The organism is Streptomyces sp. NPDC000404, assembly GCF_040300365.1.
GTDB classification, from domain to species: domain Bacteria; phylum Actinomycetota; class Actinomycetes; order Streptomycetales; family Streptomycetaceae; genus Streptomyces; species Streptomyces ramulosus.
The window spans coordinates 303,083-326,369 of record NZ_JBEPDN010000003.1 but is presented as its reverse complement, the minus strand read 5'-3'; the positions used below and the strand labels follow the sequence as shown (position 1 = coordinate 326,369).

Here is a 23,287-nt window from a genome sequence, read left to right as displayed (position 1 = left end):
TGCTCGGAACCTCGGCGCCGGAAAGCCGCACCTCCGGGCCCGGCGCGCCCGCGCCCGTCCCGCTGTCTGCGTCTGCGCTTCCTGTCATGCCTCCACGGTCGCCCCCCAACCGGACATCTGCTGTCCGGATTCCTCCACGCTTCCGACCACTCGGCGCATCGGCGGGCCGCTCCCGGGCCCGCTACTCACCCAGTGGCACCCCCTGCGAGGCGCGGACCCACGCGGCGTCGCCGGTCAGCTCGGCGTCGCCGGAATTGACCGTGCCCTGGCGCTCGAACATGAGGATGCGGGTGCCGGGCGCGGCCACGGGCCGGTGGCGCAGCCCGCGCTCGACCGTGAACATCTGCTGCGGGCCGAGCACCACCGGCGCGCGGTCCGCCAACTCCAGGGTCAGCTCACCCGCGAGCACCAGGAAGAACTCGTCGGTGTCGGGGTGGGCATGCCAGACGTAGGCGCCCTCCACCTTCGCTATCTTGACGTCGTAGTCGTTGACCACGCCGGCGATCCGCGGCGACCACGTCTCCTCGAAGGACCCGAAGGCGGTCGCCAGGTCCGTCGCCCCGGCCGCGCGCGACGGGCCGCCGACGCCCGGCTCCCCGGCCCCCTCCGCCGCGCCGGACGACCGCTCCACCTCGTCAACTGCGCTGCTTTTCTCCATGACTTCATGGTGCCAGCCACCACTGACAACGCACCGGCGCGCAGCCCGCCGGCCGCTCTCCGGTCCGGCGGTCCCCGCGCCTCCGTCCCGCGTCCCCGTCCCGGCGGCCGATGCCACCTCCGTCGCACGGCACGGGGGTCTAGGTCCGCAGCCCGTTACCCGGCGGCGCCCGTGCTCCTAGCCTCACGGACATGACGGCACACCACGGCACCTTCGACGAGGCCCTGGAGCGGCTGCACTCCACCGGACCGGAGTTCCACGGCTATCTGAGCAACCACGGCCCCATGGCGGTCGAGGCCCTGGCCCGCCACGGGCAGGGGCGCACCGTCCACCGCTGGCTCGATGCGTACTCCGCGCAGCTGGAGGACGTACCGAGCGCCCGCGAGACCCTCACCGACGCCAACTGGCGGCAGGCCCTGGGGGATCCGCGGCGGGTCACCGACTGGACCGGCCACTTCACCCGCGCCGTCGCCGAGCGCCCCTGGCGCGAGGTGCTCGCCGAGTGGTGGCCCCGGCTGCTGCCCGGCATCGCGGGCGCCGCCACCCATCCCGCCATCCGCGTCGGCCACATCGTCCGCACCCTGCTGGCCGAGGACGCCACCCAGCCACGCCTCGCCGAACTGGCCCACGCCCTCGGCTACTGGGCGGCCCGGCACACCACGCTGCCGGTGGCGCCGGCGCCGGGCGGGACGTCCGCCCCCGATGCCGCGCTGGACGCCCTGCCGCGCGTCGCCGACCAGCGGACGAGCGCGATCGGCGGCCTCGCCCAACTGCCGGACACACCGGGCTGGCAGGCGGCCGCCGAATCCGTCCGGGCGCCGCGCGATCCCGACGACGCCCGGGCGCAGCTCACCGCGCTCGTACAGGCGGCGACCCACCGCTACGCCGATCACGGGCACGGCGAGGGGGTCATGCTGGTCCACGCGGCGACCGCGCCCAACGCGGTGCTGCGCACGCTGCCCGCGCTGCCGCGTTCCCTGTGGGCGCCGTCGTTCGCCGTGGCGTGGGCCGCGAGCGCCGCGCTGACCTCCGTCTACGGGACGGCGGACGCACTGCCCCCGCTGCGCACCGGACCGCTCACCCCGGAGGAGGTCTTCCGGCGGGCCACCGAGCACGGCGATGCGCACGCGCTCAAGATGACCGACACCGCGCTGGATGTGGCGTCCTGGACCCCGGACGGCGACGACCGTGCGCTGACCGCCGCGCTCCGCTCCCTGGAGCTGATCGAGCCGGGCGTCTGACCTGCCGTGATGCGCCTGAGAACGGATGGGTGTGGGCGTCCGCGTTCGGCGCGCCGAGCGCCCCTACCGGCGGCGGTCTCAGCCGAACTGCAGCGACCGCTTCGCCAGCCCCATCCAGAACCCGTCGATCACGCTCCGCCCGCCCCCGGCCTGCCCGTGCGCGTCCGCGGCGCCGAGGGTGACGAAGAGCGGTGCGAAGTGTTCGGTGCGCGGATGGGCCAACTGTCCGGCGGGGGCCTTGTGCACGAAGTCGAAGAGCGCGTCGAGGTCGCCGCCGGCCAGGGCCCGCTGCCCCCAGTCGTCGAACTCCGCCGACCAGGACGGCACCCCCGGCCCCTGATGGCGCAGCGCGGCGAGGTTGTGGGTGAAGAAGCCGCTGCCGATGATCAGCACGCCCTCGTCACGCAGCGGCGCCAGCTTGCGGCCGAGGGCGAAGAGCGCGCGGGGGTCGAGGGTCGGCATCGAGATCTGCAGGACCGGCACATCGGCCTGCGGGAACATCTCGACGAGCGGGACGTACGCGCCGTGGTCGAGCCCGCGGTCCGGGAGGTCCTGCACCGGCGTGCCCGCCGTCCGCAGCGTGCGGCGGATCCGGTCGGCCAGCTCCGGCGCGCCGGGCGCCGCGTACCGGACGCGGTAGTAGTGCTCCGGGAAGCCCCAGAAGTCGTGGACGAGAGGGGTGGTGACCGTGGCGCCGAGGGCGAGCGGGGCCTCCTCCCAGTGGGCCGAGACGATCAGTACGGCGGTGGGGCGCGGCAGGTCGGCGGACCACGCCGCCAGTTGGCCGGGCCAGACGGCGTCGTCGGCGAGCGGCGGCGCGCCGTGGCTGAGGTAGAGGGCCGGCATCGGCTTCTCGGACATCGCGACTCCCCGGTGATCGTCGTGGGTGCGGGACGGACCCGGGCGGGCCCACAGGAACATCCCGGAAGCCCTTCCGGCATCTACTTGAACTTTCAAGCGAATGCTTCGAGACTACCCCACCGACTACCCCACCTCCGTCACAGTTGTTCAATCTTCAAGAACGACCGGGACGGTGCGAGAATGGATGGCATGAGCACCGAACCCGCAGCCGAGCCGCGCTGGCTCAGCGACGAGGAGCAATACGCCTGGCAGTCCTACCTCCACGCCACCACGCTGCTGGAGGATCACCTCGATCGCCAGCTGCAGCGTGACGCCGGGATGCCGCACGTCTACTACGGCCTGCTCGTCCAGCTCTCGCGCGCCCCCCGGCGCCGGATGCGGATGACCGAACTGGCCCAGAACGCCAAGATCACCCGCTCCCGCCTCTCGCACGCCATCGCCCGCCTGGAGAAGAACGGCTGGGTGCGACGGGAGAACTGCCCGTCGGACAAGCGCGGCCAGCTCGCCCACCTCACCGACGAGGGGATGCACGTACTGGAGAAGGCGGCGCCCGGACACGTCGCCGCGGTGCGCGGTGCGCTCTTCGACCGCCTCTCCCCCGAGCAGGTCGGCCAACTCGCCGAGATCTGCCGGGTCATGGCGGACGGCCTGCAGCCGAAGGGCGCCGACCTGCCCTGGCTCCGCTGAGACACGGCGGACCCGACCGACCCGCGCGGCGACCGGCCCCGGCGAAGCACCCTCCGGGGCGCTCCGCCGCCGAGCCCTGACGCCCGGTTCTTGGTAATTTGTCCGCCATGCGCGCCAGGTTCAAGCTCGCCGCCTGCCGAATACCCCGCCCGACGCGCACGCGGCACCGCACCCGGCGGCCACCCACCGGCTCCGCCGCGTCCCCGCGGGGCTTCGCCGGGCGGCTGCGGACCCACCTGTGCCGGGCGCCGGGCACCTTCCTCTGGCTGGGGATCCTGCTGGTGACCTCGGTGATCATGCACCGGTTCAGCCCGGACGTCCTGACGGACTTCCTCCAGCAGCGCTCCACCAACATCCACAACCTGCTGCACTCCCCCGGCCGAGTGCTCCTGACCAGCGCACTCTGGCTGGACGGCGGCGGCTGGCCGCTCTACTTCGTGCTCTACAACCTCCTCCACGCCCCCGCCGAACGCTGGCTCGGCACCCGCCGCTGGCTCGCCGTCCTCGGCACCGCGCACATCGGCGCGACATACCTGAGCGAAGGGGTGCTGGCCGTCGCGATCCACACGGGCGCCGCCCCGCGCTCGGCGGTCAACACCCTGGACGTGGGCGTCAGTTACGCCCTGGCAGGCGTCGCGGCCGTCCTCACCTACCGCCTCACCGGCCCCTGGCGGTACGCCTACGCGCTCGGCGTCCTCGCCTTCTACGGTGCGCCGCTGCTGACCGGCCGCGGCTTCACCGACGTCGGCCACTGCGCCGCCGCACTAATCGGCTTCGCCTGCCGGCCGCTCACCCGCGGCGCCTCCGGAACGGCCGGACGCCCCGGAGCCACGGCCCCCACGACGGACACCGGCAGCCCGACGGCCACCGGCGCACCCGGCAACGCCGACGGGAGCAACGCCCTCCGCACCGCCGGACCGGGCACCGCCACTCCACTGCCGCACCGTAAACCCGGAATCCGCGACGCCCGCCGGATGACGTAACCCCGCGCGCGGACACCCGCCCGGCACCGGAGGGTGAGCCGTATGAAGCGGTGCATATCCGCGGCGTTCGCCGCCGGCGCGTCGGCCGTGGCCGCGGCCGTCGCCCTGTGCGCGCCCACCGCCCCGCTCTCCATACCCCCGGGGGCGGCCGGCCCCCAGCACCCCGACACACCCACCGGCCCCGCACCGCCCGGTGGCCGGCACGGTCCGTGCGCCCTGCGCGGCGTCAGCGACGACGTCGGCGAGACCACCGCCACCCCCGAGGGCTACGTCCGCGCCCGCGGCACCGTGAACGCCCTCACCCTCTTCATCGACTTCCCGGACGCCCGCGCCGCCATCAGCCCGCGCGCCCGGTACGCGGAGTTCTTCCCCGCCGCGTCCGACTACTTCCACCGCAGCTCCTACGGCCACCTCCGCTACCGCCCCACGCCGCTGCTGCGCTGGCTGCACATGACGAAACCGCTCGCCGAGTACGGCATAGAGCGCGGCGCCACCTTCGACGCGGGCTCGGACAGCGGCTACCACGCCCTCGCGCGCGAGATCGTCCGCGCCGTCGACTCCTCCGTCGACTTCCGCGACTACGACCTCGTCAACGTCATCGCCGCCCCCAACGCGGGGCCGCCCGCGACCCGCACGGTGCTGTCGGTGACGTTCAGCGGCGGCGACATGGGACTGCGGACCGACGACGGGGTGCCGTTCCGCAACGCGTCGTTCCTCTGGAGCAGACAGCCGGGACCGAGCGCCTTCCGCGTGGTCAACCACGAGAACGCCCACTCCTTCGGACTGCCCGACCTCTACTTCACCGACGGACGCGAGGCACCGTCGGCGGTCGGGCACTGGGACCCGATGGACGAGGACTGGGGCCCGAGCAACGACTTCCTCGGCTGGCACAAATGGAAGCTCGGCTGGCTCGCCGCCGACCAGATCGACTGCGTGCCCCCGGGCAGCCCGGTGGCCGACCACACGCTGACACCACTGGCCACCCCGGGCGGCACGAAGATCGCCGTCATCCCGACCTCCGCCCACACCGCACTCGTCGCCGAGGCGCGCACCCGGGGGCCGCTCGATCCCGCACTGTGCCGCCCCGGCGTCCTCGTCTACCGCGTCTCGGCCGAGGTCCGCTCCGGCGGCGGACCGCTGCAGGTCATGGACGCGACACCGGGCAGCGGCGGCTGCCACACCGGCGACCGCTACGTCGACGCCGAACTCTCCGACGCCGCCTACCGCCCCGGCACCACCTTCACCGACCGCGACAGCGGCACGGCCCTCACCGTGCTGGAAACCGCCCCGGACGGGACGTTCCGCATCCGCGTACGACCGCCTTCGCTGCCTTCGCCGCCGGAGGGGTGAGGGGGGTTGGGATGGGGGCGGGCGGAGGTTGGGGTGGGCGGGGGTGAGGGGGCTGCTGCCCGCTGCTCTCTCCCCTTCCCCCCGGGGGCCCTCCCCCTCCCCCACCCCGCCCCTCACCCCTCCCCCGCCTCGCCCCTCCAGTGCTGCTGGCCGATGGCGATCAGCCTTAGCTGCCAGCGGGCCGCCTCGACGACTCGGGCCCGTGCCGCCTCGGCGTCCTCGGCGCCCTCCGTGTCGAGGATCGCCGCCGCGGTCGTCACCAGCCGGTCGACGAACAGGTCGGCCAGCATCCGCAGATCGCGCTCGGCCCACCCCTGCGCCGTCGGCTGGGTCGCGAGCGCCTCGGCCACCTCGGCGCCGAACCGCTCCAACTGGTCCGCGATGGCCTGCCGTACGGCCCGCACCCCGCCGTGGCGTTCGCGCGCGACGAACCGTACGTGGGCGGGGTACTCGCGGACGTGCCGGTCGATCACGGCCACCGCACTCTCGATCTGCGCCTCCACCCCCGCCTGCTCGATCAGGACCGTCCGCACCATGGCGTGCAGGCTGTCGAGCGCCTCCTCCACGAGCGCGACGCCCAGTTCACCCAGGTCGCGGAAGTGCCGGTAGAAGGCGGTCGGGGCGATGCCGACCGTCCGCGTCACCTCCCGCAGCCCCAGACTGCTCAGACTCTGCTCCTCCAGCAGCCCGAGGGCGGCGTCGAGCAGTGCCTGACGGGTTTTCTGCTTCCGGGCCTGGCGGACCCCTACGGTGTGACTCACGTCATCCAGTAAACAAGCGTTCTCCCAACTTCTCCACCCGGCGACGCCCTACACTGAAGGAAGTGAGTGAACAACTGTCCTCCGAATCGGAAAGGCAGAACGATGCTCTTTCTCGTCGCAGCCCTCCTCATGATGGGGATCCTGCTGGGCGCCGCGGCACACCTCCCGTTCTCCGTCACTCTCCTCGCCGCCGCCGTCATCGCCGGCTGGCTGCTCGTCTTCTCCGTACGTGAACGCCGCCACCCCGCCGAGGGGGCGACCCGATGACCCTCACCTCTCTCACCTCCCTCGCCAAGCCGCTCATCGGCCGCCCGAAGGGCGCCGCGCCCGGCGCTTCACCCGAGGCCGTGTCCGGCACCGCGTCCGATGCTGCGTCACACTCTTCAAACACCGGCGGGGGCGAGTCGGTTGCCGTGGGGGCGGAGCGGGTGGAGACGGCGTCCGCCGACGGCATGGCCGTCGCGTCCTTCGTGCTCGGGCTGCTCGGCACGCTGGTGTTCAACGTCGTTCTGGGGCCGTGCGCCCTCGTTCTCGGCACGCTCGCCCTGGCCCGCCGAACCCGCCGCCGCGGCCGCGCCGTTCTCGGCCTCGCCCTCGGCGCCGCCGACCTGATCATCCTGGCCGTTCTGACCACCGCCGACGCCACCGTCAGCTGGCACCTGGGCGGCTGACCGGCTGTCCGGCTGTCCGGCTGTCCGGCTGTCCGGCTGTCCGGCCCGCTGTACTTCCTGATGCCGCTCGCGACGCCCGGCCGGGGCGTGCTGCTCTGCTCTGCTCGGCCGGCCTGGCCGCCCTCGCCGCCAACAGCACCCTGTTCGACGTCGCGTCCCTCTCCTACCGGTCGCGTCCCTCTCCCACCGCCGACTCGTCACCCCGCCCGCGCTGCTCAGCCGGGTCGGCGCCGTCCACCGGTGGACGGCCTACGGGGTCATCCCGCTCGGCTCCCTCTTCGGCGGCGCGCTCGCCACCGGCGCCGGACTGCGGCCGACCCCGTGGATCTGCGCGCCGGGCATGCGGTCGGCGGCGCTGTTCGTGGTCCTCTCCCCGCTGCGCTCACTGCGGGACGTACCCGCCGAGGGCGCCGCCGCGGGCTGACGGGCGCCGCGCCCGGGTCACCCCGTCGCATCGGCCGGGGTGCACCGCCCCGGGCGGCCTCCGATGCTGGTGCGGGGCGGGCTGTTTCCGGGGTGCGCGCCGGCGGGCGGAGCGGCGGGGCGCCCGACCACGTCGCGAAGGAGCGAGGACCCGATGAGGCTTGTCGTCGATCTCAACCGGTGCCAGGGGTACGCGCAGTGCGCCTTCCTCGCGCCCGATGTGTTCACCCTGCACGGCGTGGAGGCGCTGATGTACGACCCGCAGCCCGCCGACGACCGGCGCCGGCAGGTGCTCCGCGCCGCGCACGCCTGTCCCGTCCAGGCCATCACCGTCGAGGACGAGAGCCTGGCGCCGGCGGACGGGCGGGAGGGCGGGTCCCGTGTCGGTTAACGGCAGCCTGGAGGCCTTCCGCCGCGAGGGCCGCATCGTCGTCGTCGGTGCCTCGCTCGCGGGGCTGCGGGCCGCCGAGACGCTCCGTGCGGAGGGCTTCCGCGGCACGCTCACGATGATCGGCGACGAGCCCCACGAGCCGTACGACCGGCCGCCGTTGTCCAAACAGGTGCTGCTCGGCCTCGTACCCCCCGACCACACGGCGCTGCCGCGGCGGCGCGCCGTCGACGCCCGGTGGCGGCTGGGCACCGCGGCCACCGGTCTCGATCCGGCCGCCAAGCAGGTGACGCTCGCCGACGGCGACACGGTCGCCTACGACCGGCTGCTGATCGCCACCGGCGTCCGTTCCCGCCCCTGGCCGAACGAGCTGGAGTCCGATCTGGACGGCGTGTTCGTGCTGCGGACCCGGGACCATGCGGCCCGGCTGCACCACCGGTTGTCGGCCGGTCCGCGCCGGGTGCTGGTCATCGGCGCCGGGTTCACCGGTTCCGAGATCGCCTCGGCGTGCCGCGGGCGGGGGCTGCCCGTCACGGTCGCGGAGCGCGGGCCGGCCCCGCTGGTGGGCGCGCTGGGCGGGGTGATCGGCGAGGTGGCCGCGGAGCTGCAGCGTGCGCACGGCGTCGATCTGCGGTGCGGGGTGCAGGTCACCGGCCTGGAGGGGGACCCCGCCGGACGGGTGCGGCGGGCCCATTTCTCGGACGGGACGGCCGTCGAGGCGGAGGTGGTGGTCGTCTGCCTGGGCGCGACCCGGAACACCGAATGGCTGGCGGGCTCCGGTCTCGGCGCGGGTCCGCGCGGTATCGCCTGCGACGCCGGCTGCCGCGCCTTCGACGTGCGGGGCATCGTCACGGACGACGTCTTCGTCGCCGGGGACGTGGCCCGCTCGCCGCATCCGCTGTTCGGCTACCAGTTCCTCTCCCTGGAGCACTGGGGCAACGCGGTCGCGCAGGCCGAGACGGCGGCGCACAACATGATCAGTGCCAGTGCGGACCGGCGTCCGCACCTGTGGATGCCGTCGTTCTGGTCCGCGCAGTTCGGCGTCAACATCAAGTCCGTCGGCGTCCCGCCCATGGCCGACCAACTCCTCGTCACCCAGGGCTCGCTCGCCGACCACCGCTTCACCGCGGTCTACGGGCACCAGGGCCGCGTCATCGCGGCCACCACCTTCGACCAGGGGAAATGGCTGGAGTTCTACGAGCGGCAGATCGAGCGGGCGGCGCCGTTCCCGCCGGAGTTCCCCACCGTCGACCGACGGCCCGAGGGGCTCCACCCGGTGCCGGCCGGTTTCCCCGATCCCTCGCTGCCCTCCCACGGCCCCACCGTCACCCTCAGCGGCCACTCCCCCGCCGACCGGCGCCTCACGTTCACCCCACGGCGCGCATGACCCGGCGCGCGCCCCTGGGAAGGCGGCCCGCCCGTGCCGCCTCCGCCCCGAGGACCGGGACGACACCTCCCCGGTCCGCCCGCCCGAAGCCCGGAAGGAACCGCCATGACGTCGGCCTCACCCCTGCGTCAGATCCTCGACCCCGCCCACCGCGCCGACCCCTACCCCCTCTACGCGGAGCTACGGAAGACCCCGGTGCTCCGGGACGAGGCCGGCCCCTATCTGGTCAGCACGTACTGGGAGATCCAGGAGCTGCTGCACGACCCGCGGGTCAGCTCCGACGTCCGCAACCTGAATCCGGAGGCCGCCGCGTTCCTGGGGCAGGAGGAGGACCCGAACCTGCCGCCGACGTTCCTGCGCCTCGACCCGCCCGACCACGACCGGCTGCGCGACCTGGCGATGCGGCCGTTCGGCCCGCCGCACAGCCCCCGCCGCATCTCCGACATGCGCGGCGAACTGGCCGGCATCGTCACCGACCTGATCGACGGCTTCCGGGGTCGGGACCACCTCGATCTCGTCGACAGCTTCGCCTACCCCTTCCCCGTCACGGTGATCTGCCGGCTGCTCGGCGTCCCGCGCGAGGACGAGCCCCGCTTCCACGTCTGGGCCGACACCCTCGCCGCCGGGCTCGACCCCGTCCAGGGCACCCCCGAGGAGCGCGAGGCGCAGCTGCAGACCGTCCGGCGGGCCCGCGCCGACCTCGCCGCCTACCTCGACGGACTGATCAAGGAGCGCCGCCAGGCGCCCCGGGACGACATGCTCTCCGCGCTCGCCGCCGACCACGGGCCGGCGGGCCGGATGTCGCCGATGGAGATGGTCAGCACCGCGGCCCTCCTCCTGATCGCCGGCCACGAGACCACGGTCAACCTCATCACCAACGGCATGCTCACCCTCCTGCGCCACCCCGGTCTCCGCCACCGCCTCCGCGACGAGCCCGACCTCGCGGCGCCGTTCGTCGAGGAACTGCTGCGCTTCGACCCGCCCGTCCAACTCCTCCCGCAGCGCACCACGTTGGCGGACATCGACATCGCCGGGACCACCATCCCCAAGGGCGCCTCCCTCTGGCTGCTCCTCGCCTCCGGCAACCGCGACCCCCGCCGCTTCCCCGACCCCGACCGCTTCCTCCCCGAACGCCCCGACAACCAGCATCTGAGCTTCGGCAGCGGCATCCACACCTGCTTCGGCGCGCCCCTGGCCCGCCTGGAGACCCAGATCGCCCTCACCGAACTCACCCGCCGCCTCACCGGCCCCCACCTGGCCGAGGACCCCCCGCCCTACCGCCGCAACGCGGTCCTCCGCGGGCCGCGGCACCTGCCGGTGGTGATCGAGGGGCTGACCGACTGACCGGCCGGGGCGCGGCCCGCCGCGCCCTCACGCCTCCAGGTCGGCGGCGTGGTCGGGAACGTAGTTCTGCAGTTCGCGCGGCGGGCGGCGGTAGCCCGTGGCGGGCGGGCGCGGCGGCAGGTCGAGCACCGGCGGGGTGACCTCGGTGTACGGCACCGTCGACAGCAGATGGGCGATCATGTTCAGGCGGGCCCGGCGCTTGTCGTCGCTCTCGACGACGTACCAGGGCGCCTCCGCGATGTCGGTGTGCACGAACATCTCGTCCTTGGCCTGCGAATACTCCTCCCAGCGGGTCAGCGACTGGAGGTCCACGGCGGAGAGTTTCCAGCGGCGTACGGGGTCTTCGAGGCGGCGCCGGAAGCGCTGTTCCTGTACCTCGTCGCTGACCGAGAACCAGTACTTGCGCAGCAGGATCCCGTCCTCGACCAGCATCCGCTCGAAGATCGGGCACTGCCGCAGGAACCTCTGGTGCTCGGCGGGTGTGCAGAACCCCATGACCCGCTCGACGCCGGCCCGGTTGTACCAGCTGCGGTCGAAGAGGACGATCTCCCCGGCGGCCGGGAGGTGTTCCGTGTAGCGCTGGAAGTACCACTGGGTGCGCTCGCGTTCGGTGGGCCGGGGCAGCGCCACGATCCGCGCCACGCGGGGGTTGAGGTATTCGGTGACGCGCTTGATGGTGGAGCCCTTGCCGGCCGCGTCCCGTCCCTCGAAGACGACGACGATCCGGGCGCCCGTCCCGCGCCCCCACTCCTGGAGCTTCACCAACTCCGTCTGCAGCCGGTACAGCTCCCGCTCGTACCGCGCCTTCGACAGCCTCCGGCGGCCGCCGCCCTTCCGCTTGCCCTCCTCGCCCCCCTTATCCCCCTTGTCGCCCTTTGCGTCCGCCATACCCCGACGGTACGGGGGAACACGGCGGCGAGGTCAGCGGTACGGGCCGAACGGGGCAGCCGTCCGCACGTCCGGCGGCGGCCGCAGACCGGACCCCGCCTGCCGTTCGCCGCCCACGGCTACCCCTCCCCCTTCTCCGCCCGTAGCAGCAGATTCACCGGCTCGCCGCCGTCCCCGTCGACCGTCCCCTGCGGCGGCTCCCAGACCACACGGGCGAACCCCGAGGCGAGCAGGGTCTCCTCCAGCGTTCCGCAGGCCCAGTGGTGCACGCGCAACGTGGTCGGGGGAACGGTGGGCACGGAGATCGTGTACCGGTCCCCGTCCCGGGGGTCCACGGGGCGGTGCACGACGAACCCGTTCGCCTGCGGAACGCCCACGGGCAGCCCCGGATTGCCCACCAGCGCGAACAACCGGCCCGAGGGCGCGAGGTTGGCGCAGATCCGCTCGCACATCCGCGCCAGGGTGCGCCGGCTGTCGGCGTAGTGGAGCACCGCCGCCGCGACCGCCACCGAGAACTCCCCCAGCACCGGCAGGGTCGTCAGGTCGTGCACCTCGTACCGCACCCCCAGCGGCTCCCGCTCCTCCGCCCGCCGCGCCTCGGCGACCATCCCCGCGGACACGTCCACCCCCACGACCCGGCCCGCCCCCCGCCGCTTCAACCACCGCGCATACACCCCCGCCCCACACCCCACATCCAGCACACTCGCCCCCTCCACCGCCCCCAGCGCCCGCAACAGCCAGGGCATCTCGACCCGCTCCCGGTAGGGCCCCACCACCCGCTCGACCTCCGCGTCCCGCACCGCCACCGCGTCATATTGCTGAACCATGGGAGCCTCCCGCTGCGTACCGGATACCGGACGCCGGACCTGTTCCCGTGCGTGAGGCCTGGCGCACAGATTTGCCGCCGATTGCCCCTCAATGGCTCTCCGGGGCAGGTGGCTGCCGCGGTGCCGGACCCGGGATGGGGGACGAGGCGGGGCCACGGCGGCATGGGGACGAGGTGGGGCCACGGCGGCATGGGGGACGAAGCGGGGCCGGACACTACCGGGGATGCCCGCCCGGACACCCACCACAGCCCCACCACCCACCCCCATCCGCTAACCTGTCTGGGACCGCCGCTGCCGGCGGTCCCCTTCTTGCCGGAACCGGAAGAATCTCCCAGCATTCCTCCGCGTTCCACGCAGGACCCCGCCTCCGTAGCTCAGGGGATAGAGCACCGCTCTCCTAAAGCGGGTGTCGCAGGTTCGAATCCTGCCGGGGGCACGCTTAAGTAGCAGGTCAGAGGCCCTGTCACCCCTTGGGGTGACAGGGCCTCTGACTTCCGGCACGGATTTGGCACACATGGGGGTGTGCGCCAAGGGGGGGCTGTACCGCGATGCCCGCCACGGACGAACTGGCCAAGCGCGCCGCCACGACAACCTGGTCGCCCGCCTGGAGAGCCTCATGGAGGCCGAGCCGTTATGCGACCGCACATGAACCGGGCTCCGGGCAACGACTGAGCCGTGCCCTGGCGCCGGGTGCCGCCCTCCCATCTTTCGGGCAGTGCCCGGCGAACCTCTGCACGGATCAGGCAGCGATCACACTGCAACGCCCTCCAGGGCGGCCACCGCGCCGGCTGCCTCGCGCGCCTTCCGCTCTGCCTTCTCCAGCTTGGCCTTCGCCTTGGCCAGTTGCTTGGCACGGCGCTTGTGCATCTTCTTCGAGACCTCATCGAGGCGGTCGGGGAAGAGGTGGCCGTACGTGTCCAGCGTCAGGGTCGCGGACTTGTGGCCGAGCATCGTCTGGACGACGTTGACGTCCGCGCCGCCGGCGATGGCGAGCGAGGCCGCCGTGTGCCGCAGCTTGTATGGGGTGAGCTTGAGGTGGCCGAGGTCCGCCTTGGTGACCGCCGGTGCGAAGAACCGCTGCCGGAAGTTACGGGCCCGCAACGGGCCGCCCTGCGGTGCGGTGAACAGGAGCTCACTCTCTCCTCGTCCGTCGACGTGGAGCCTCAACTCCTCGACGAGGAACCGCGGGATCGGCACGGACCGGCGTTCGTGGTTCTTCGGACTGCCGAGGTAGAGCTTGCCGTTGTCCTCGACGTACGCCTCGACGACGTGCACGCGGCACACATCGAGGTCGACACGGCCCACCTTCAGCGCGGACGCCTCGCCCCAGCGCAGGCCCGTGTAGGCAAGCAGCAGGATGAGGACGCGGTACGCGACGGGGGTCGTGCGGCCGGATGATGTGAGGGCCGACCGCCTCGCCCCCCCCCCGCGTGCCCCACCGCCCAAGCCAGGATTTCCCCCTGCCAAGGCAACCCCGCCCGCGTCCCACCCCGTTCCCCCTGTGTGACAGGTAGGGAATCGACGGGAAACCCATGGCAAGGACGCGAGAGTGACGGGTGCGGCGCCGGGGTTCGAGGAGTTCGTGGCTGCTCGTGGGCCGCGGCTGTTGCGGATCGCGTGGTTGCTGACGGGCGATGCGCACCAGGCGGAGGACCTTCTGCAGACCGTTCTCGCCAAGGTGTGGCCCAAGTGGCGGCGGATCGCTGCGGGGCATCCGGAGGCGTACATCCGCAAGGCGCTGGTGCACACGCATGCGTCGTGGTGGCAGCGGCGGTGGCGCGGGGAGGTGCCGTGCGGGGAGATGCCGGATCGGGTTGCGGCGTCGGATCCGTTCGGGGACGTGGATCTGGAGATGACGCTAGGGGCGGTGGTGCGGCGGCTGCCGCCGCGGCAGCGGGCCGTCGTCGTGCTGCGGTACTTCGAGGATCTGAGCGTCGAGCAGACCGCCGCGACGCTCGGGTGCCGGCCGGGGACGGTCAAGAGCCAGGCGGCGAAGGCACTCCGCACGCTCCAGGCGGAGTTGGGGGCGGCCGGAGCGGCGATGCGGGCGGGTGCGGGCCGTGAGCGGTAGCAAGGACGAGCGGGAGTGGCGGGCGCTGCTGGAGCGGGCCGTCCCGGAGTTGCCCGCGCCCGGTGACCGGCTCGGGCAGGTGCGGTGGCGGATCCGACGGCGTCGGCGCCGGCGGGCGGCCGCCTGTGCCGGGGCGCTGGCCGTGGCCTGCGGGGCGACGGTGGCGTCCCTCGTACGGCCGCCCGTCGCGCCCGATCCGCCTGCCGCGCCGGCGCCCGCGGCGTCGCACGGGAACCGGACCGCGAGCTATCCCGGACTGTTGGGTCTGGCCGTGCGGTTGGCGCCGGGGTGGACCTCCTGGAGCGTGACGGACCCGGCGACGGGTGAGGCGCTCGGTTTCGCCGCCACGCGGCCGAGGGCGGGCGAGCCCACCTGCGCCGAGGACCGGCCGAAGGGTGTGCCGTGCGCGCCCGCCGTGGACCTCGGGCGGGGCGATGCGCTGATCGTCTTCCGCACGGGGAACGTCCCGGACGCCACCGACTCACCCCGGCTGCGCAGGTCCAAGGCGCTCGGCGGCCTCTGCCGGGCGGTCGGGGCGACGCAGCAGTGGGACGCAGGCCGCCCGCTCCCGCCCGGTGACGGCCGCGCGCCGGTGCCGGTGCGGGCCTCGGTGTGTCTGCGCGAGGCGCCGGACGGTGTGCGCGCCGCGGCCGAGGACATCGTCGGGTCCGCGCACCTCGGCGGCTCCGGCACGGCCGGGCCCGACGCCGGGCGCTGAACCAGCGGGACGGGCAATCCGCCCCGCACATAACTCCGCGGGGATTCCGTAGAGCCGCGAAGCCGAAGAGATCCGTCGATCCGCAACTCCGAAGAGGCCCGTAGATCCGTAGATCCGCAAGGCCGAAGAGATCCATAGATCCGTGGAAAGGACGCCGACGTGCGTATACGTCACCGTCGTACCGTGTGGGCCGCCGTGGCGTGGGCCGCTCTTGTGGTGAGTGCCGGGTGCGGAGGCCCGACCGAATCCAGGACGACCGTGTCCGTGCCGCAGGCCGCGGGGCGGTCCGCGGCTCCAGCACAGCGGGCGGACCGGCTGCCCGGTCTGGGGCCCCGGACCCTTGCAGAGATTCCGGCGCGCACCCGGCAGGCAGTGGTCGTCACTGGCGCGGGCCGGAACTCGTCGAGGTCCGAGGCCGTGCTGTACGAGCGGACGGACGCCGGGTGGCGGGCCGGGGAGTCCTGGCCTGCGCGCAATGCGCTGCGCGGCTGGACCGCCGGCCATCGGGTGGGCGATCTCCGCTCCCCGGTCGGCGTGTTCACGCTGAGCGATGCGGGCGGGCGGCTCGCCGACCCCGGTAGCGCGCTGCCGTACAGCCGGTCTCCCGGCTTCCGGGTGGGGGGCACCGGTTTCGCCGGGGAGCCGCTGGCCGGGTCCTTCGACTACGTGATCGCCATCGACTACAACCGCAAGCCGGGCACCTCGCCGCTCGACCCGACGCGGCCCCTGGGTGAGGAGAAGGGCGGGGGCATCTGGATCCATGTCGATCACGGCGGTCCCACGCACGGCTGCATCGGTCTGGAGCGTGGGCATGTGCGGCGGCTGCTGCGCCTGCTCGATCCGGCGCGCCATCCGGTCGTCGTCATGGGCGATGCCGCATCGCTGGCCTCCTGAGCAGGCCGTATGCGTGGAGGTATGTGTGAAGGTCCCGGTCCGGTCGGTGGTTCCAGGGCATTTCGCATACCGCTCGCCGGCCCGGGGTGCGAGGGCCGGAGCGCCGGGGGCGGCTGCCGGCGGAGGCGACAGCGGCGGCCTGGTGGTCGGCCGGGGCGGGAAGTGGCGGCGCGGTGTCGTCGGTCCGGTGCCCGGCGTGCGGGCGGGCCGTCCGCACGCTCGGCGCGTCACTGCCTGCGTGGTGGGCACCGCCCGCTCACTTCTGCTGTGCGGGGCCGGATCGGGGTTCGCCGATGCGTGCGTCCATGCCGTCGGCGACGGGCCGGGCGGGGCCCTGACTGCGTGTGCGGCGCTCGGCGCCCGTTGGCGTCCCACGGGCGTAGCGGCCCGGGGTGGTGCCCAGGAACCGTGTGAAGTGGCGGGTCAGATGCGGCTGGTCGTAGAAGCCGCTCGCGGTCGCCGTCTCCGCCGGGGGCAGGCCGTCGAGGAGCAGGCGGCGGGCGCGGTCGACGCGGCGGGCCATCAGATAGCGGTGCGGGGCGATGCCGAACGCGGCGGTGAACGCCCGTACCAGGTGGGCCGGGTGGGCGTGCAGCAGCCGTGCGGCCTCGTCCAGGCGTACGCCGGAGGTCAGCCGCTCGTCGAGGAGGTCGCGCAGGGCGTGGGCCACGCCGTGGCCGGGTGCCGGCGGGTCGGTGCGCAGGCGGGGGCGCAGATGGCCGCGGAGCCGCTCGGCGATCAGGGTGAGCCGGCTCTCGGCCTCCAGCTCGTCGCCCGGGGACGCCAGGGCCGTGTGCAGCTGGCCGACGCGGTGGCGCAGCAGGGGGTCGGCGAGGTCCGGGCCGTCCACCGCCGGGCCGATGAAGCCCTCGTCCAGCTGGGTCAGGTCCAGGTAGAGGACGCGTTTGCGGAAGCCGCGCGCGGTGGCGGACGAGCCGTTGTGCGGGACCTGGGGCGGGAGCAGGGAGACCGTGTCGTGCGGGGTGCCGTGCGCGCGGCGGTTCAGGTCGTAGCGGACGGCGCCGTCGTCGACGATCAGCAGCGTCCACACGTCGTGCAGGTGCATCGGGTAGGCGTGCTCGGTGAACCGGGCGTGCAGCACCTCCACGACCCCCGGGACCCCGGGGCGCCATGCGGACACCTCCTGCCGCGCCACCATGCAAAGAACGTACAAGAAGGCGCGGCGGGGAAGTTGGCAGCCTCGGGGCATGACGAACGAGAACGCCCCGGTACGTTTCGACACCAAGATCGCCGTGCTGCTCCGTGACGACCTGGCGGTCTGGCAGCGGCTGAACGTGACCGCCTTCCTGGTCAGCGGCGTCGGACCGGAAATCCCCGAGATCATCGGCGAGCCCTACGCCGACGCCGACGGCGTCCCCTATCTGCCGATGTTCCGCCAGCCCGTGCTGGTCTTCGAGGGGACGAAGGAGACCCTGACCGCCGCCCACGGCCGCGCCCTGGCCCGGTCGCTCCCGCGGTCGGTGTTCACCTCGGACCTCTTCGCGACGGGCAACGACCGCGACAACCGCGCGGCGGTACGGGCCGTGCCGACGGGACAGCTGGACGTGGTGGGACTGGCCGTGTACGGGCCGCGCAACGCTGTGGACAAGGTGGTCAAGGGGGCGCGGATGCATCCGTGAGGGGCGTCTGAGCTGCGCGGATGCCCGCCCGGCCGGTGTGCTCCCCGGCGGGGCCGCGGGCCGGGTGGCGTGCACGGAGCGGAGTTGTCCACAGGCTCGGCGTGGTCGGGTGGATTGCTCGTACGCTTCATGCATGGGTGAGGTCGACGTGGCAGAAAGCGCAGGCAGTGTGATGGTGGGCGAGCCGGATGCGGGCGAAGCGGTGCAGGTGCTGCGCCGGGTGTTCGGTTACGACGCGTTCCGCGGGAGTCAGCAGGAGATCATCGAGCATGTGATCGGCGGCGGGGACGCCGTCGTGCTGATGCCGACGGGTGGCGGCAAGTCGCTGTGCTACCAGATCCCGTCGCTGGTGCGGCCGGGCGTCGGCATCGTGATCTCGCCGCTGATCGCGCTGATGCAGGACCAGGTCGATGCGTTGCGGGCGCTGGGTGTGCGGGCCGGGTTCCTCAATTCCACGCAGGACGTCGAGGAGCGGCGGCTGGTGGAGGCGGAGTTCCTCGCCGGGGAGCTGGATCTGCTGTATCTCGCGCCCGAGCGGCTGCGCGTCGAGCAGACGCTGAGCCTGCTGGACCGCGGCAAGATCTCCCTCTTCGCGATCGACGAGGCGCACTGCGTCGCCCAGTGGGGCCACGACTTCCGGCCCGACTACCTGGCGCTGTCGATGCTGCACGAGCGGTGGCCGCAGGTCCCGCGGATCGCGCTGACCGCGACGGCCACCGAGGCGACGCACACCGAGATCACCTCGCGGCTGTCGATGGGCGACGCCCGGCACTTCGTGGCGAGCTTCGACCGGCCCAACATCCAGTACCGCATCGCGCCGAAGAGTGAGCCGAAGCGCCAGCTGCTGGAGCTGCTTCGCACCGAGCACGCCGGGGACGCCGGCATCGTCTACTGCCTCTCCCGCGCCTCGGTGGAGAAGACCGCGCAGTTCCTGGCGGAGAACGGCATCGCCGCGGTGCCCTACCACGCGGGGCTGGACGCCCGGACGCGCGCCGCGCACCAGTCGCGCTTCCTGCGGGAGGACGGCCTGGTCGTCGTCGCCACCATCGCGTTCGGCATGGGCATCGACAAGCCGGACGTACGGTTCGTGGCCCATCTGGACCTGCCGAAGTCCGTGGAGGGCTACTACCAGGAGACGGGCCGTGCGGGGCGGGACGGCCAGCCGTCGACGGCGTGGCTGGCGTACGGCCTGCAGGACGTGGTGCAGCAGCGGAAGATGATCGACGGTTCGGAGGGCGACGACGCGCACCGGCGGCGGCTGTCGGCGCATCTGGACGCGATGCTCGCGCTGTGCGAGACGGTGCAGTGCCGCCGGGTGCGGCTGCTGGCCTACTTCGGCCAGGAGAGCACGGCGTGCGGCAACTGCGACACCTGCCTGGCGCCGCCGCAGACCTGGGACGGCACCGTGCCGGCGCAGAAGCTGCTGTCGACGATCGTGCGGCTGAAGCGGGAGCGGGGGCAGAAGTTCGGCGCCGGCCAGATCATCGACATCCTGCTGGGCCGCAAGACCGCGAAGGTCGTCCAGTTCGACCACGACGCGCTGAAGGTCTTCGGCATCGGCACCGATCTGCGCGACGTCGAATGGCGGGGCGTGGTACGGCAGTTGCTGGCGCAGGGGCTGCTCGCCGTCGAGGGGGATTACGGCACGCTGGTGCTGACCGAGGCGAGCGGCGAGGTGCTGCGCGGCGGCCGCGAGGTGCCGATGCGGCGGGAGCCGGAGAAGGCGGCGCGCGCGGCGAAGGCGAAGTCGTCGAAGGGCAAGCGGGCCCCGGTCGATCTGCCGGAGGCGGCGCTTCCGGTCTTCGAGGCGCTGCGTGCCTGGCGCGGCAGCACGGCGAAGGAGCAGGGCGTCCCGGCGTATGTGATCTTCCACGACGCGACGCTGCGCGAGATCGCCGTCGCCCGCCCGGCCACCACCGCCGAACTGGGCACGGTCAACGGCGTGGGCGAGAACAAGCTGGCGAAGTACGGTGCGCAGATCCTGGAGGTGCTCGCGGACGGCGACGGGGCGAGCGGCGGCGCGGCGGCTGCCGGACAGCCGGTCGGCGCGGCGGCTGCCGGGCAGCCCCTCGGCGCGACGGCGCAGGCCGCGGCGGCAGCCGCCGCGCCCGCGGCCCGGCGCGCGGCCGGCCCGAGCCACTTCGACGGACCGGCGGGCGCCGCGAGCCTGCCCGAGCCCCCGCCGGAGGACTGGGACGCGCCGGAGCCGCCGGAGGACATCGACTGGTGACGGTCAGCGGCACGGGCTGAGGCCGATGCCCGGTGCCGGGGCGGCGGGACGCCCCGGCACCGGCCGGCGAAAGCCTTCGAGCAACAGGGGAATCCGCAGGTCAGGGAGTGTGTTCGTGTACGGGGGAAGGCGGGGGAAGGTGCAGGACCGCGCGGGCGCCGCCGTCGGGGGCGCGGGTGAAGCGAAGATCGATGCCGAGGACCGCGGCCTGGCCGACGGCGATGGTCAGGCCCAGACCGTGGCCGCGGCCACGGCCCGGCGCATCGGTACGGAAGCGCCGCGGGCCGTGGCGCAGCAGATCATCGGGGTAGCCCGGGCCGTGATCGCGTACCTCGATCGTCGGCGCGCCGCCCGGCACGCCGCCCGGGACCGCGTCGACGGTGACCACGACGGGCGGACGGCCGTGGCGGTGCGCGTTGAGGACGAGGTTGGTGAGGATGCGGTCCAGGCGCCGCCGGTCCGTTTCGACGACGCCGGAGGACACGATCCGTACCTCCGTGTCGAGCCCGGTGGCGGACACACAGCGCCCGACGAGCATGGCCAGATCGTAGGAGCCGAGGTCGGCGTGTTCGGCGCCGGAGTCGAGGCGGGAGATCTCCAGCAGATCCTCGGTGAGCCGGTGCAGCGCCCGCAGCCGGTCGTTGATCATCTCCTTGGGGCGGCCCTCCGGGAGCAGGGCGGCCGAGGCCAGGATGCCCGTCAGCGGGGTGCGCAGTTCGTGTGCGACATCGGCGGTGAAGCGCTGCTCGGCCTGGAGCCGGCTCTGCAGCGACCCGGCCACCGAATCCAGTGCCGCGGCGACCGCCGCCACCTCGTCGCCACCGGCCGCGCCTCCCCCGGCGTCCGCGCCCGCCCCGCCGGGCCCGCCGCCCGGTGCCGCGCCGACCCGGGCGTCCAGATCGCCCGCGGTGATCCGGCGGGCGACGGCCGCGGTCCTCGTCAGCCGGCGGCTGATCCGGTGCGCGAGGAACAGTCCGGCGAGCGCCACCGCCGCCGCGGCCAGCACCGCCGACCCGAGGATGGCCGTGTCGAACTTCTCCAGCGACCGGCTGGTGTTCCCGTAGGGCGACCACACCGCCATGATCTGATCGCCCGCGGGCGCCGCCGCCCACATGACGGGACGCCCCCGATACGTACCGACCATGCTGCCCTGCCCGCCACTGCGCACCAGCTTGCGGAGCGGTTCGGGTAGTTGGGGCGGGTCCAGGACGGAGTTGATGCCTTCGCGGGAGGTGCCGTACTCGAAGAGATCCAGGGCGATGTCGAGATCCGCACGCGTCTCCTTGCGTACCTGGCCGACGGTCTGACGGGCCACCGCGTTGTGCACCAGCACGCCGAGGACCGCGGCGACGGCGCAGCACACTGCGGTCACCGTCAACGCGATCTTCCACCGCAGGGAGACCGCCGCGCGGCGCACCGCCCGACGGCCCAACGCGATGAGCCGACCCGGCACGCCACGCGGGGTCGCACGACGGAGGGGTGAGGGGTGGGGAGGGGTGGGGGCGGGAGGGGAGGGGGGAGGCCCCCCGGAAGCTCCACGCCGCCACCACGCCCACCTCATCGCCACCCTCCCCGCGGCCTCATCGCCCCCGGCGGCCTCATCGCCACTCTCCGCGCGGCGAGGGCGCAGCGGCAGGTCCGGTGAGGGGCCCGGCGGCAGGTCCGGTGGGGGATCCGGCGGCAGGCGGCACAGGCGGGATCGGCTCCGGGGTGCCGCTGCGGGCGGGCTGGGGTTTGTGGGCGTCGTCGAGGGTGAGGTCCCAGAGCGTCATCCGGTCCTTGTCCCAGAGGTAGTCGGTGACGCTGACGTAGCGCGGGTCCTTGGTGGGTTCGCGGACGACGAGGTGGCCGGCGGCCAGTTCGACGCCGGCCAGGACGCCGCGCAGGGCCAGGACCCGGGTGACGACCTGGTGCCGGACGCTGTAGACACGCAGGTCGCTGGTGCGGTCGTCGAGGTCCACGGCCATGATCAGTTCGGGTTTGCCGTCGTCGGTGAGGTCGTGGAGCACCGGGCGGCGCACGGAGCCCGGCGCCGGTGGCTTTAGCCCGTCGGCGGCCAGGTCGGCGTCGAGGACGGCGCGCGGGTCGGCGTCGGCCATGTTGCCGCTCGGGATGTGCGGGATGTGCGGTACGGGTTCGAGGGCGACAGGGTTCTCGCTCCTGCTCGGCGGGGCGGGCGAGTGGTCCGTCCAGAGCGCGAACGGCGCCTTCACCTCTCTGGCCCGCCCGTCGCTCTGCAGCCCCTCGAACCCCGCGCACCCCGTGACGAGGGCGAGCGGGAGCAGTACGGCGAGCGGCACCCGCGCCCGTGGACGCATCCGGTCACCGCCTCCCCTGCGCGGCGGGCACCACGGGGCGGGACCACGGACCCGCCGACTCCGGCAGGACCGCACGCATGAATCGGTACATATGGAGTCAAGTTACCCAAGGGTGGCGTGCGGCGGAGGGTTCGGGTGGGCCATTCCGTGACGGGACCGTACGCAGAGATCGCGGTGACTGTTACACGACGTACGGTTTCCCGTGAAACAAGCTCCGTAGCGTAAGGGCCGCGGAATCGGTCCGGGGCCGGTCCCGGGGGCGGTCGTGTGAACGGTGGAGATCCGTGCCCGGGACGGGCCTCGGAGCGGCCGCGAGAGCGCACGGGCCGGGCGAACGCATCGTCGTCGTCCGACCGTGTCCGCCCGTTCCGTCCTGACGAGGAGTGCCCGATGTCCGACCAGCGTCGCTCTGTGATCCGCACCGTTGCCGTCGCGTCCGGTGCGCTCGTCGCGCTGCTGATGCCCGCCGGTGCGGCCGTCGCCGCCGACACGACCGGTCCGGTGGTCGGCGACCGTACGGCGATCATGCTGCCGGACAACGGGCTGGCCGGGCTGGCGGAGAAGGTGGGCCATCTGCCGACGGCGCTCCTTCTCGCCGGGCTCGGCGCGCTGCTGGCGTTCGGCATGGTGGGCCTGGCGATGCGCCGGCGCCGCCAGGACTCCGCACTGAGCGGCACGACGGCGAACCGCCACGGGGCCTGACGGACCGCCCGGGAAACCGGCTACCCGGCCCGCAGGCCGACCCGCCACCCGGCCACAGGCCACAGGCCGCCCGACCACCCGCCTCACGGACCGACCGACCACGGCCCGCCCGCAACGCCGCTCACGACTGCCCCTCAAGCCCGCTGCTCAGGCACCGCCCCGCGCCGCCCACCCACCAAGGCGCCGACCAGCCGAGCCACGACCGACCGGCACGCCAACCGACCGGCACACCAACCAGCCGGGCA

General features: G+C 73.5%; 24 protein-coding genes and 1 tRNA gene. 16 read left to right on the top strand and 9 right to left on the bottom strand.

All coding sequences use genetic code 11. From position 1 onward, the window contains the following. Positions 1-181 precede the first annotated feature (181 nt). Positions 182-658, bottom strand: a complete 477-nt coding sequence (locus ABT345_RS07365) for a cupin domain-containing protein (RefSeq protein WP_345090261.1) — start codon at positions 656-658, stop codon at positions 182-184. A 191-nt stretch (positions 659-849) separates the two neighbouring features. On the opposite strand from ABT345_RS07365, the gene ABT345_RS07360 reads away from it, so the two are divergent. Continuing rightward, the gene (locus ABT345_RS07360; RefSeq protein WP_345090258.1) at positions 850-1,899 is read left to right on the top strand and encodes a questin oxidase family protein; all 1,050 of its coding nucleotides are present in this window, start codon (positions 850-852) and stop codon (positions 1,897-1,899) included. A gap of 78 nt (positions 1,900-1,977) precedes the next feature. Here ABT345_RS07360 and ABT345_RS07355 read toward each other — a convergent pair whose 3' ends face one another. Further along, positions 1,978-2,760: a dioxygenase family protein gene (locus tag ABT345_RS07355; RefSeq protein ID WP_345090255.1), complete on the bottom strand. Its 783-nt coding sequence runs from the start codon at positions 2,758-2,760 to the stop codon at positions 1,978-1,980. Between the two features lie 180 nt (positions 2,761-2,940). On the opposite strand from ABT345_RS07355, the gene ABT345_RS07350 reads away from it, so the two are divergent. From ABT345_RS07350 to ABT345_RS07340, 3 genes are all read left to right on the top strand, one after another. Further along, positions 2,941-3,447, top strand: a complete 507-nt coding sequence (locus ABT345_RS07350; RefSeq protein ID WP_345090252.1) for a MarR family winged helix-turn-helix transcriptional regulator — start codon at positions 2,941-2,943, stop codon at positions 3,445-3,447. Between the two features lie 107 nt (positions 3,448-3,554). Further along, positions 3,555-4,430: a rhomboid-like protein gene (locus ABT345_RS07345; RefSeq protein WP_345090249.1), complete on the top strand. Its 876-nt coding sequence runs from the start codon at positions 3,555-3,557 to the stop codon at positions 4,428-4,430. Between the two features lie 42 nt (positions 4,431-4,472). After that, the gene (locus tag ABT345_RS07340) at positions 4,473-5,780 is read left to right on the top strand and encodes a M6 family metalloprotease domain-containing protein (protein WP_345090246.1); all 1,308 of its coding nucleotides are present in this window, start codon (positions 4,473-4,475) and stop codon (positions 5,778-5,780) included. A 113-nt stretch (positions 5,781-5,893) separates the two neighbouring features. Here ABT345_RS07340 and ABT345_RS07335 read toward each other — a convergent pair whose 3' ends face one another. Then, positions 5,894-6,541, bottom strand: coding sequence for a TetR family transcriptional regulator (locus tag ABT345_RS07335; protein WP_345090243.1), 648 nt, complete (start codon positions 6,539-6,541; stop codon positions 5,894-5,896). 102 nt (positions 6,542-6,643) lie between these two features. Between ABT345_RS07335 and ABT345_RS07330 the strand changes: the two genes are divergently transcribed. The 5 genes from ABT345_RS07330 (at position 6,644) to ABT345_RS07310 (ending at position 10,754) form a co-directional block, all read left to right on the top strand. Next, positions 6,644-6,808: a hypothetical protein gene (locus ABT345_RS07330; RefSeq protein ID WP_345090241.1), complete on the top strand. Its 165-nt coding sequence runs from the start codon at positions 6,644-6,646 to the stop codon at positions 6,806-6,808. Then, a complete protein-coding gene (locus ABT345_RS07325) occupies positions 6,805-7,212 on the top strand; it encodes a DUF4190 domain-containing protein (protein WP_345090238.1) in 408 nt (135 codons plus the stop codon). The genes ABT345_RS07330 and ABT345_RS07325 overlap by 4 nt, the downstream gene beginning before the upstream one ends. A gap of 577 nt (positions 7,213-7,789) precedes the next feature. Further along, positions 7,790-8,026 (top strand): ferredoxin, encoded by a 237-nt coding sequence (locus ABT345_RS07320; protein ID WP_345090235.1) that lies wholly within the window; start codon positions 7,790-7,792, stop codon positions 8,024-8,026. Continuing rightward, the gene (locus ABT345_RS07315) at positions 8,016-9,410 is read left to right on the top strand and encodes an NAD(P)/FAD-dependent oxidoreductase (RefSeq protein WP_345090233.1); all 1,395 of its coding nucleotides are present in this window, start codon (positions 8,016-8,018) and stop codon (positions 9,408-9,410) included. Before ABT345_RS07320 ends, ABT345_RS07315 begins: the two co-directional genes overlap by 11 nt. 105 nt (positions 9,411-9,515) lie before the next feature. Next, a complete protein-coding gene (locus ABT345_RS07310) occupies positions 9,516-10,754 on the top strand; it encodes a cytochrome P450 (protein WP_345090230.1) in 1,239 nt (412 codons plus the stop codon). 27 nt (positions 10,755-10,781) lie between these two features. Here the strand turns inward: ABT345_RS07310 and ppk2 are convergent, their stop codons facing one another. Both ppk2 and ABT345_RS07300 read right to left on the bottom strand, forming a co-directional pair. Then, positions 10,782-11,642, bottom strand: coding sequence for a polyphosphate kinase 2 (gene ppk2, locus ABT345_RS07305; RefSeq protein ID WP_345090227.1), 861 nt, complete (start codon positions 11,640-11,642; stop codon positions 10,782-10,784). A gap of 119 nt (positions 11,643-11,761) precedes the next feature. Then, on the bottom strand, positions 11,762-12,469 hold the full coding sequence (locus tag ABT345_RS07300) for a class I SAM-dependent methyltransferase (protein WP_345090224.1): 708 nt from the start codon (positions 12,467-12,469) through the stop codon (positions 11,762-11,764). A 363-nt stretch (positions 12,470-12,832) separates the two neighbouring features. On the opposite strand from ABT345_RS07300, the gene ABT345_RS07295 reads away from it, so the two are divergent. Continuing rightward, a tRNA-Arg gene (locus ABT345_RS07295) sits at positions 12,833-12,905 on the top strand. A 314-nt stretch (positions 12,906-13,219) separates the two neighbouring features. On the opposite strand, the gene ABT345_RS07290 is transcribed toward ABT345_RS07295, so the two are convergent. Then, positions 13,220-13,915 carry a tyrosine-type recombinase/integrase gene (locus tag ABT345_RS07290; RefSeq protein WP_345090221.1) on the bottom strand — a complete coding sequence of 232 codons (696 nt, stop codon included), beginning with the start codon at positions 13,913-13,915 and terminating at the stop codon, positions 13,220-13,222. Between the two features lie 103 nt (positions 13,916-14,018). Between ABT345_RS07290 and ABT345_RS07285 the strand changes: the two genes are divergently transcribed. The 3 genes from ABT345_RS07285 to ABT345_RS07275 all read left to right on the top strand — a co-directional run bounded on the left by ABT345_RS07285 (position 14,019) and on the right by ABT345_RS07275 (position 16,152). Then, positions 14,019-14,540, top strand: coding sequence for a SigE family RNA polymerase sigma factor (locus tag ABT345_RS07285; RefSeq protein ID WP_345090218.1), 522 nt, complete (start codon positions 14,019-14,021; stop codon positions 14,538-14,540). Then, on the top strand, positions 14,530-15,258 hold the full coding sequence (locus ABT345_RS07280) for a hypothetical protein (protein WP_345090215.1): 729 nt from the start codon (positions 14,530-14,532) through the stop codon (positions 15,256-15,258). The genes ABT345_RS07285 and ABT345_RS07280 overlap by 11 nt, the downstream gene beginning before the upstream one ends. A 165-nt stretch (positions 15,259-15,423) precedes the next feature. Next, positions 15,424-16,152, top strand: coding sequence for a L,D-transpeptidase family protein (locus tag ABT345_RS07275; protein WP_386460794.1), 729 nt, complete (start codon positions 15,424-15,426; stop codon positions 16,150-16,152). A gap of 256 nt (positions 16,153-16,408) precedes the next feature. Here the strand turns inward: ABT345_RS07275 and ABT345_RS07270 are convergent, their stop codons facing one another. Then, a complete protein-coding gene (locus tag ABT345_RS07270; RefSeq protein WP_345090212.1) occupies positions 16,409-17,311 on the bottom strand; it encodes a helix-turn-helix transcriptional regulator in 903 nt (300 codons plus the stop codon). A gap of 49 nt (positions 17,312-17,360) precedes the next feature. Here ABT345_RS07270 and ABT345_RS07265 point away from each other — a divergent pair, with 49 nt between their 5' ends. Together ABT345_RS07265 and recQ are read left to right on the top strand one after the other, a co-directional pair. Further along, a complete protein-coding gene (locus ABT345_RS07265) occupies positions 17,361-17,792 on the top strand; it encodes a DUF2000 family protein (RefSeq protein ID WP_345090209.1) in 432 nt (143 codons plus the stop codon). A 172-nt stretch (positions 17,793-17,964) separates the two neighbouring features. Further along, the gene (gene recQ / locus ABT345_RS07260) at positions 17,965-20,022 is read left to right on the top strand and encodes a DNA helicase RecQ (protein ID WP_345090776.1); all 2,058 of its coding nucleotides are present in this window, start codon (positions 17,965-17,967) and stop codon (positions 20,020-20,022) included. Between the two features lie 100 nt (positions 20,023-20,122). Here recQ and ABT345_RS07255 read toward each other — a convergent pair whose 3' ends face one another. Together ABT345_RS07255 and ABT345_RS07250 are read right to left on the bottom strand one after the other, a co-directional pair. After that, positions 20,123-21,439 (bottom strand): sensor histidine kinase, encoded by a 1,317-nt coding sequence (locus tag ABT345_RS07255; protein WP_386460799.1) that lies wholly within the window; start codon positions 21,437-21,439, stop codon positions 20,123-20,125. A gap of 181 nt (positions 21,440-21,620) precedes the next feature. Further along, on the bottom strand, positions 21,621-22,340 hold the full coding sequence (locus tag ABT345_RS07250) for a hypothetical protein (protein WP_345090206.1): 720 nt from the start codon (positions 22,338-22,340) through the stop codon (positions 21,621-21,623). 390 nt (positions 22,341-22,730) lie between these two features. Here ABT345_RS07250 and ABT345_RS07245 point away from each other — a divergent pair, with 390 nt between their 5' ends. After that, positions 22,731-23,042, top strand: coding sequence for a hypothetical protein (locus ABT345_RS07245; protein WP_345090203.1), 312 nt, complete (start codon positions 22,731-22,733; stop codon positions 23,040-23,042). Positions 23,043-23,287: the final 245 nt, after the last annotated feature.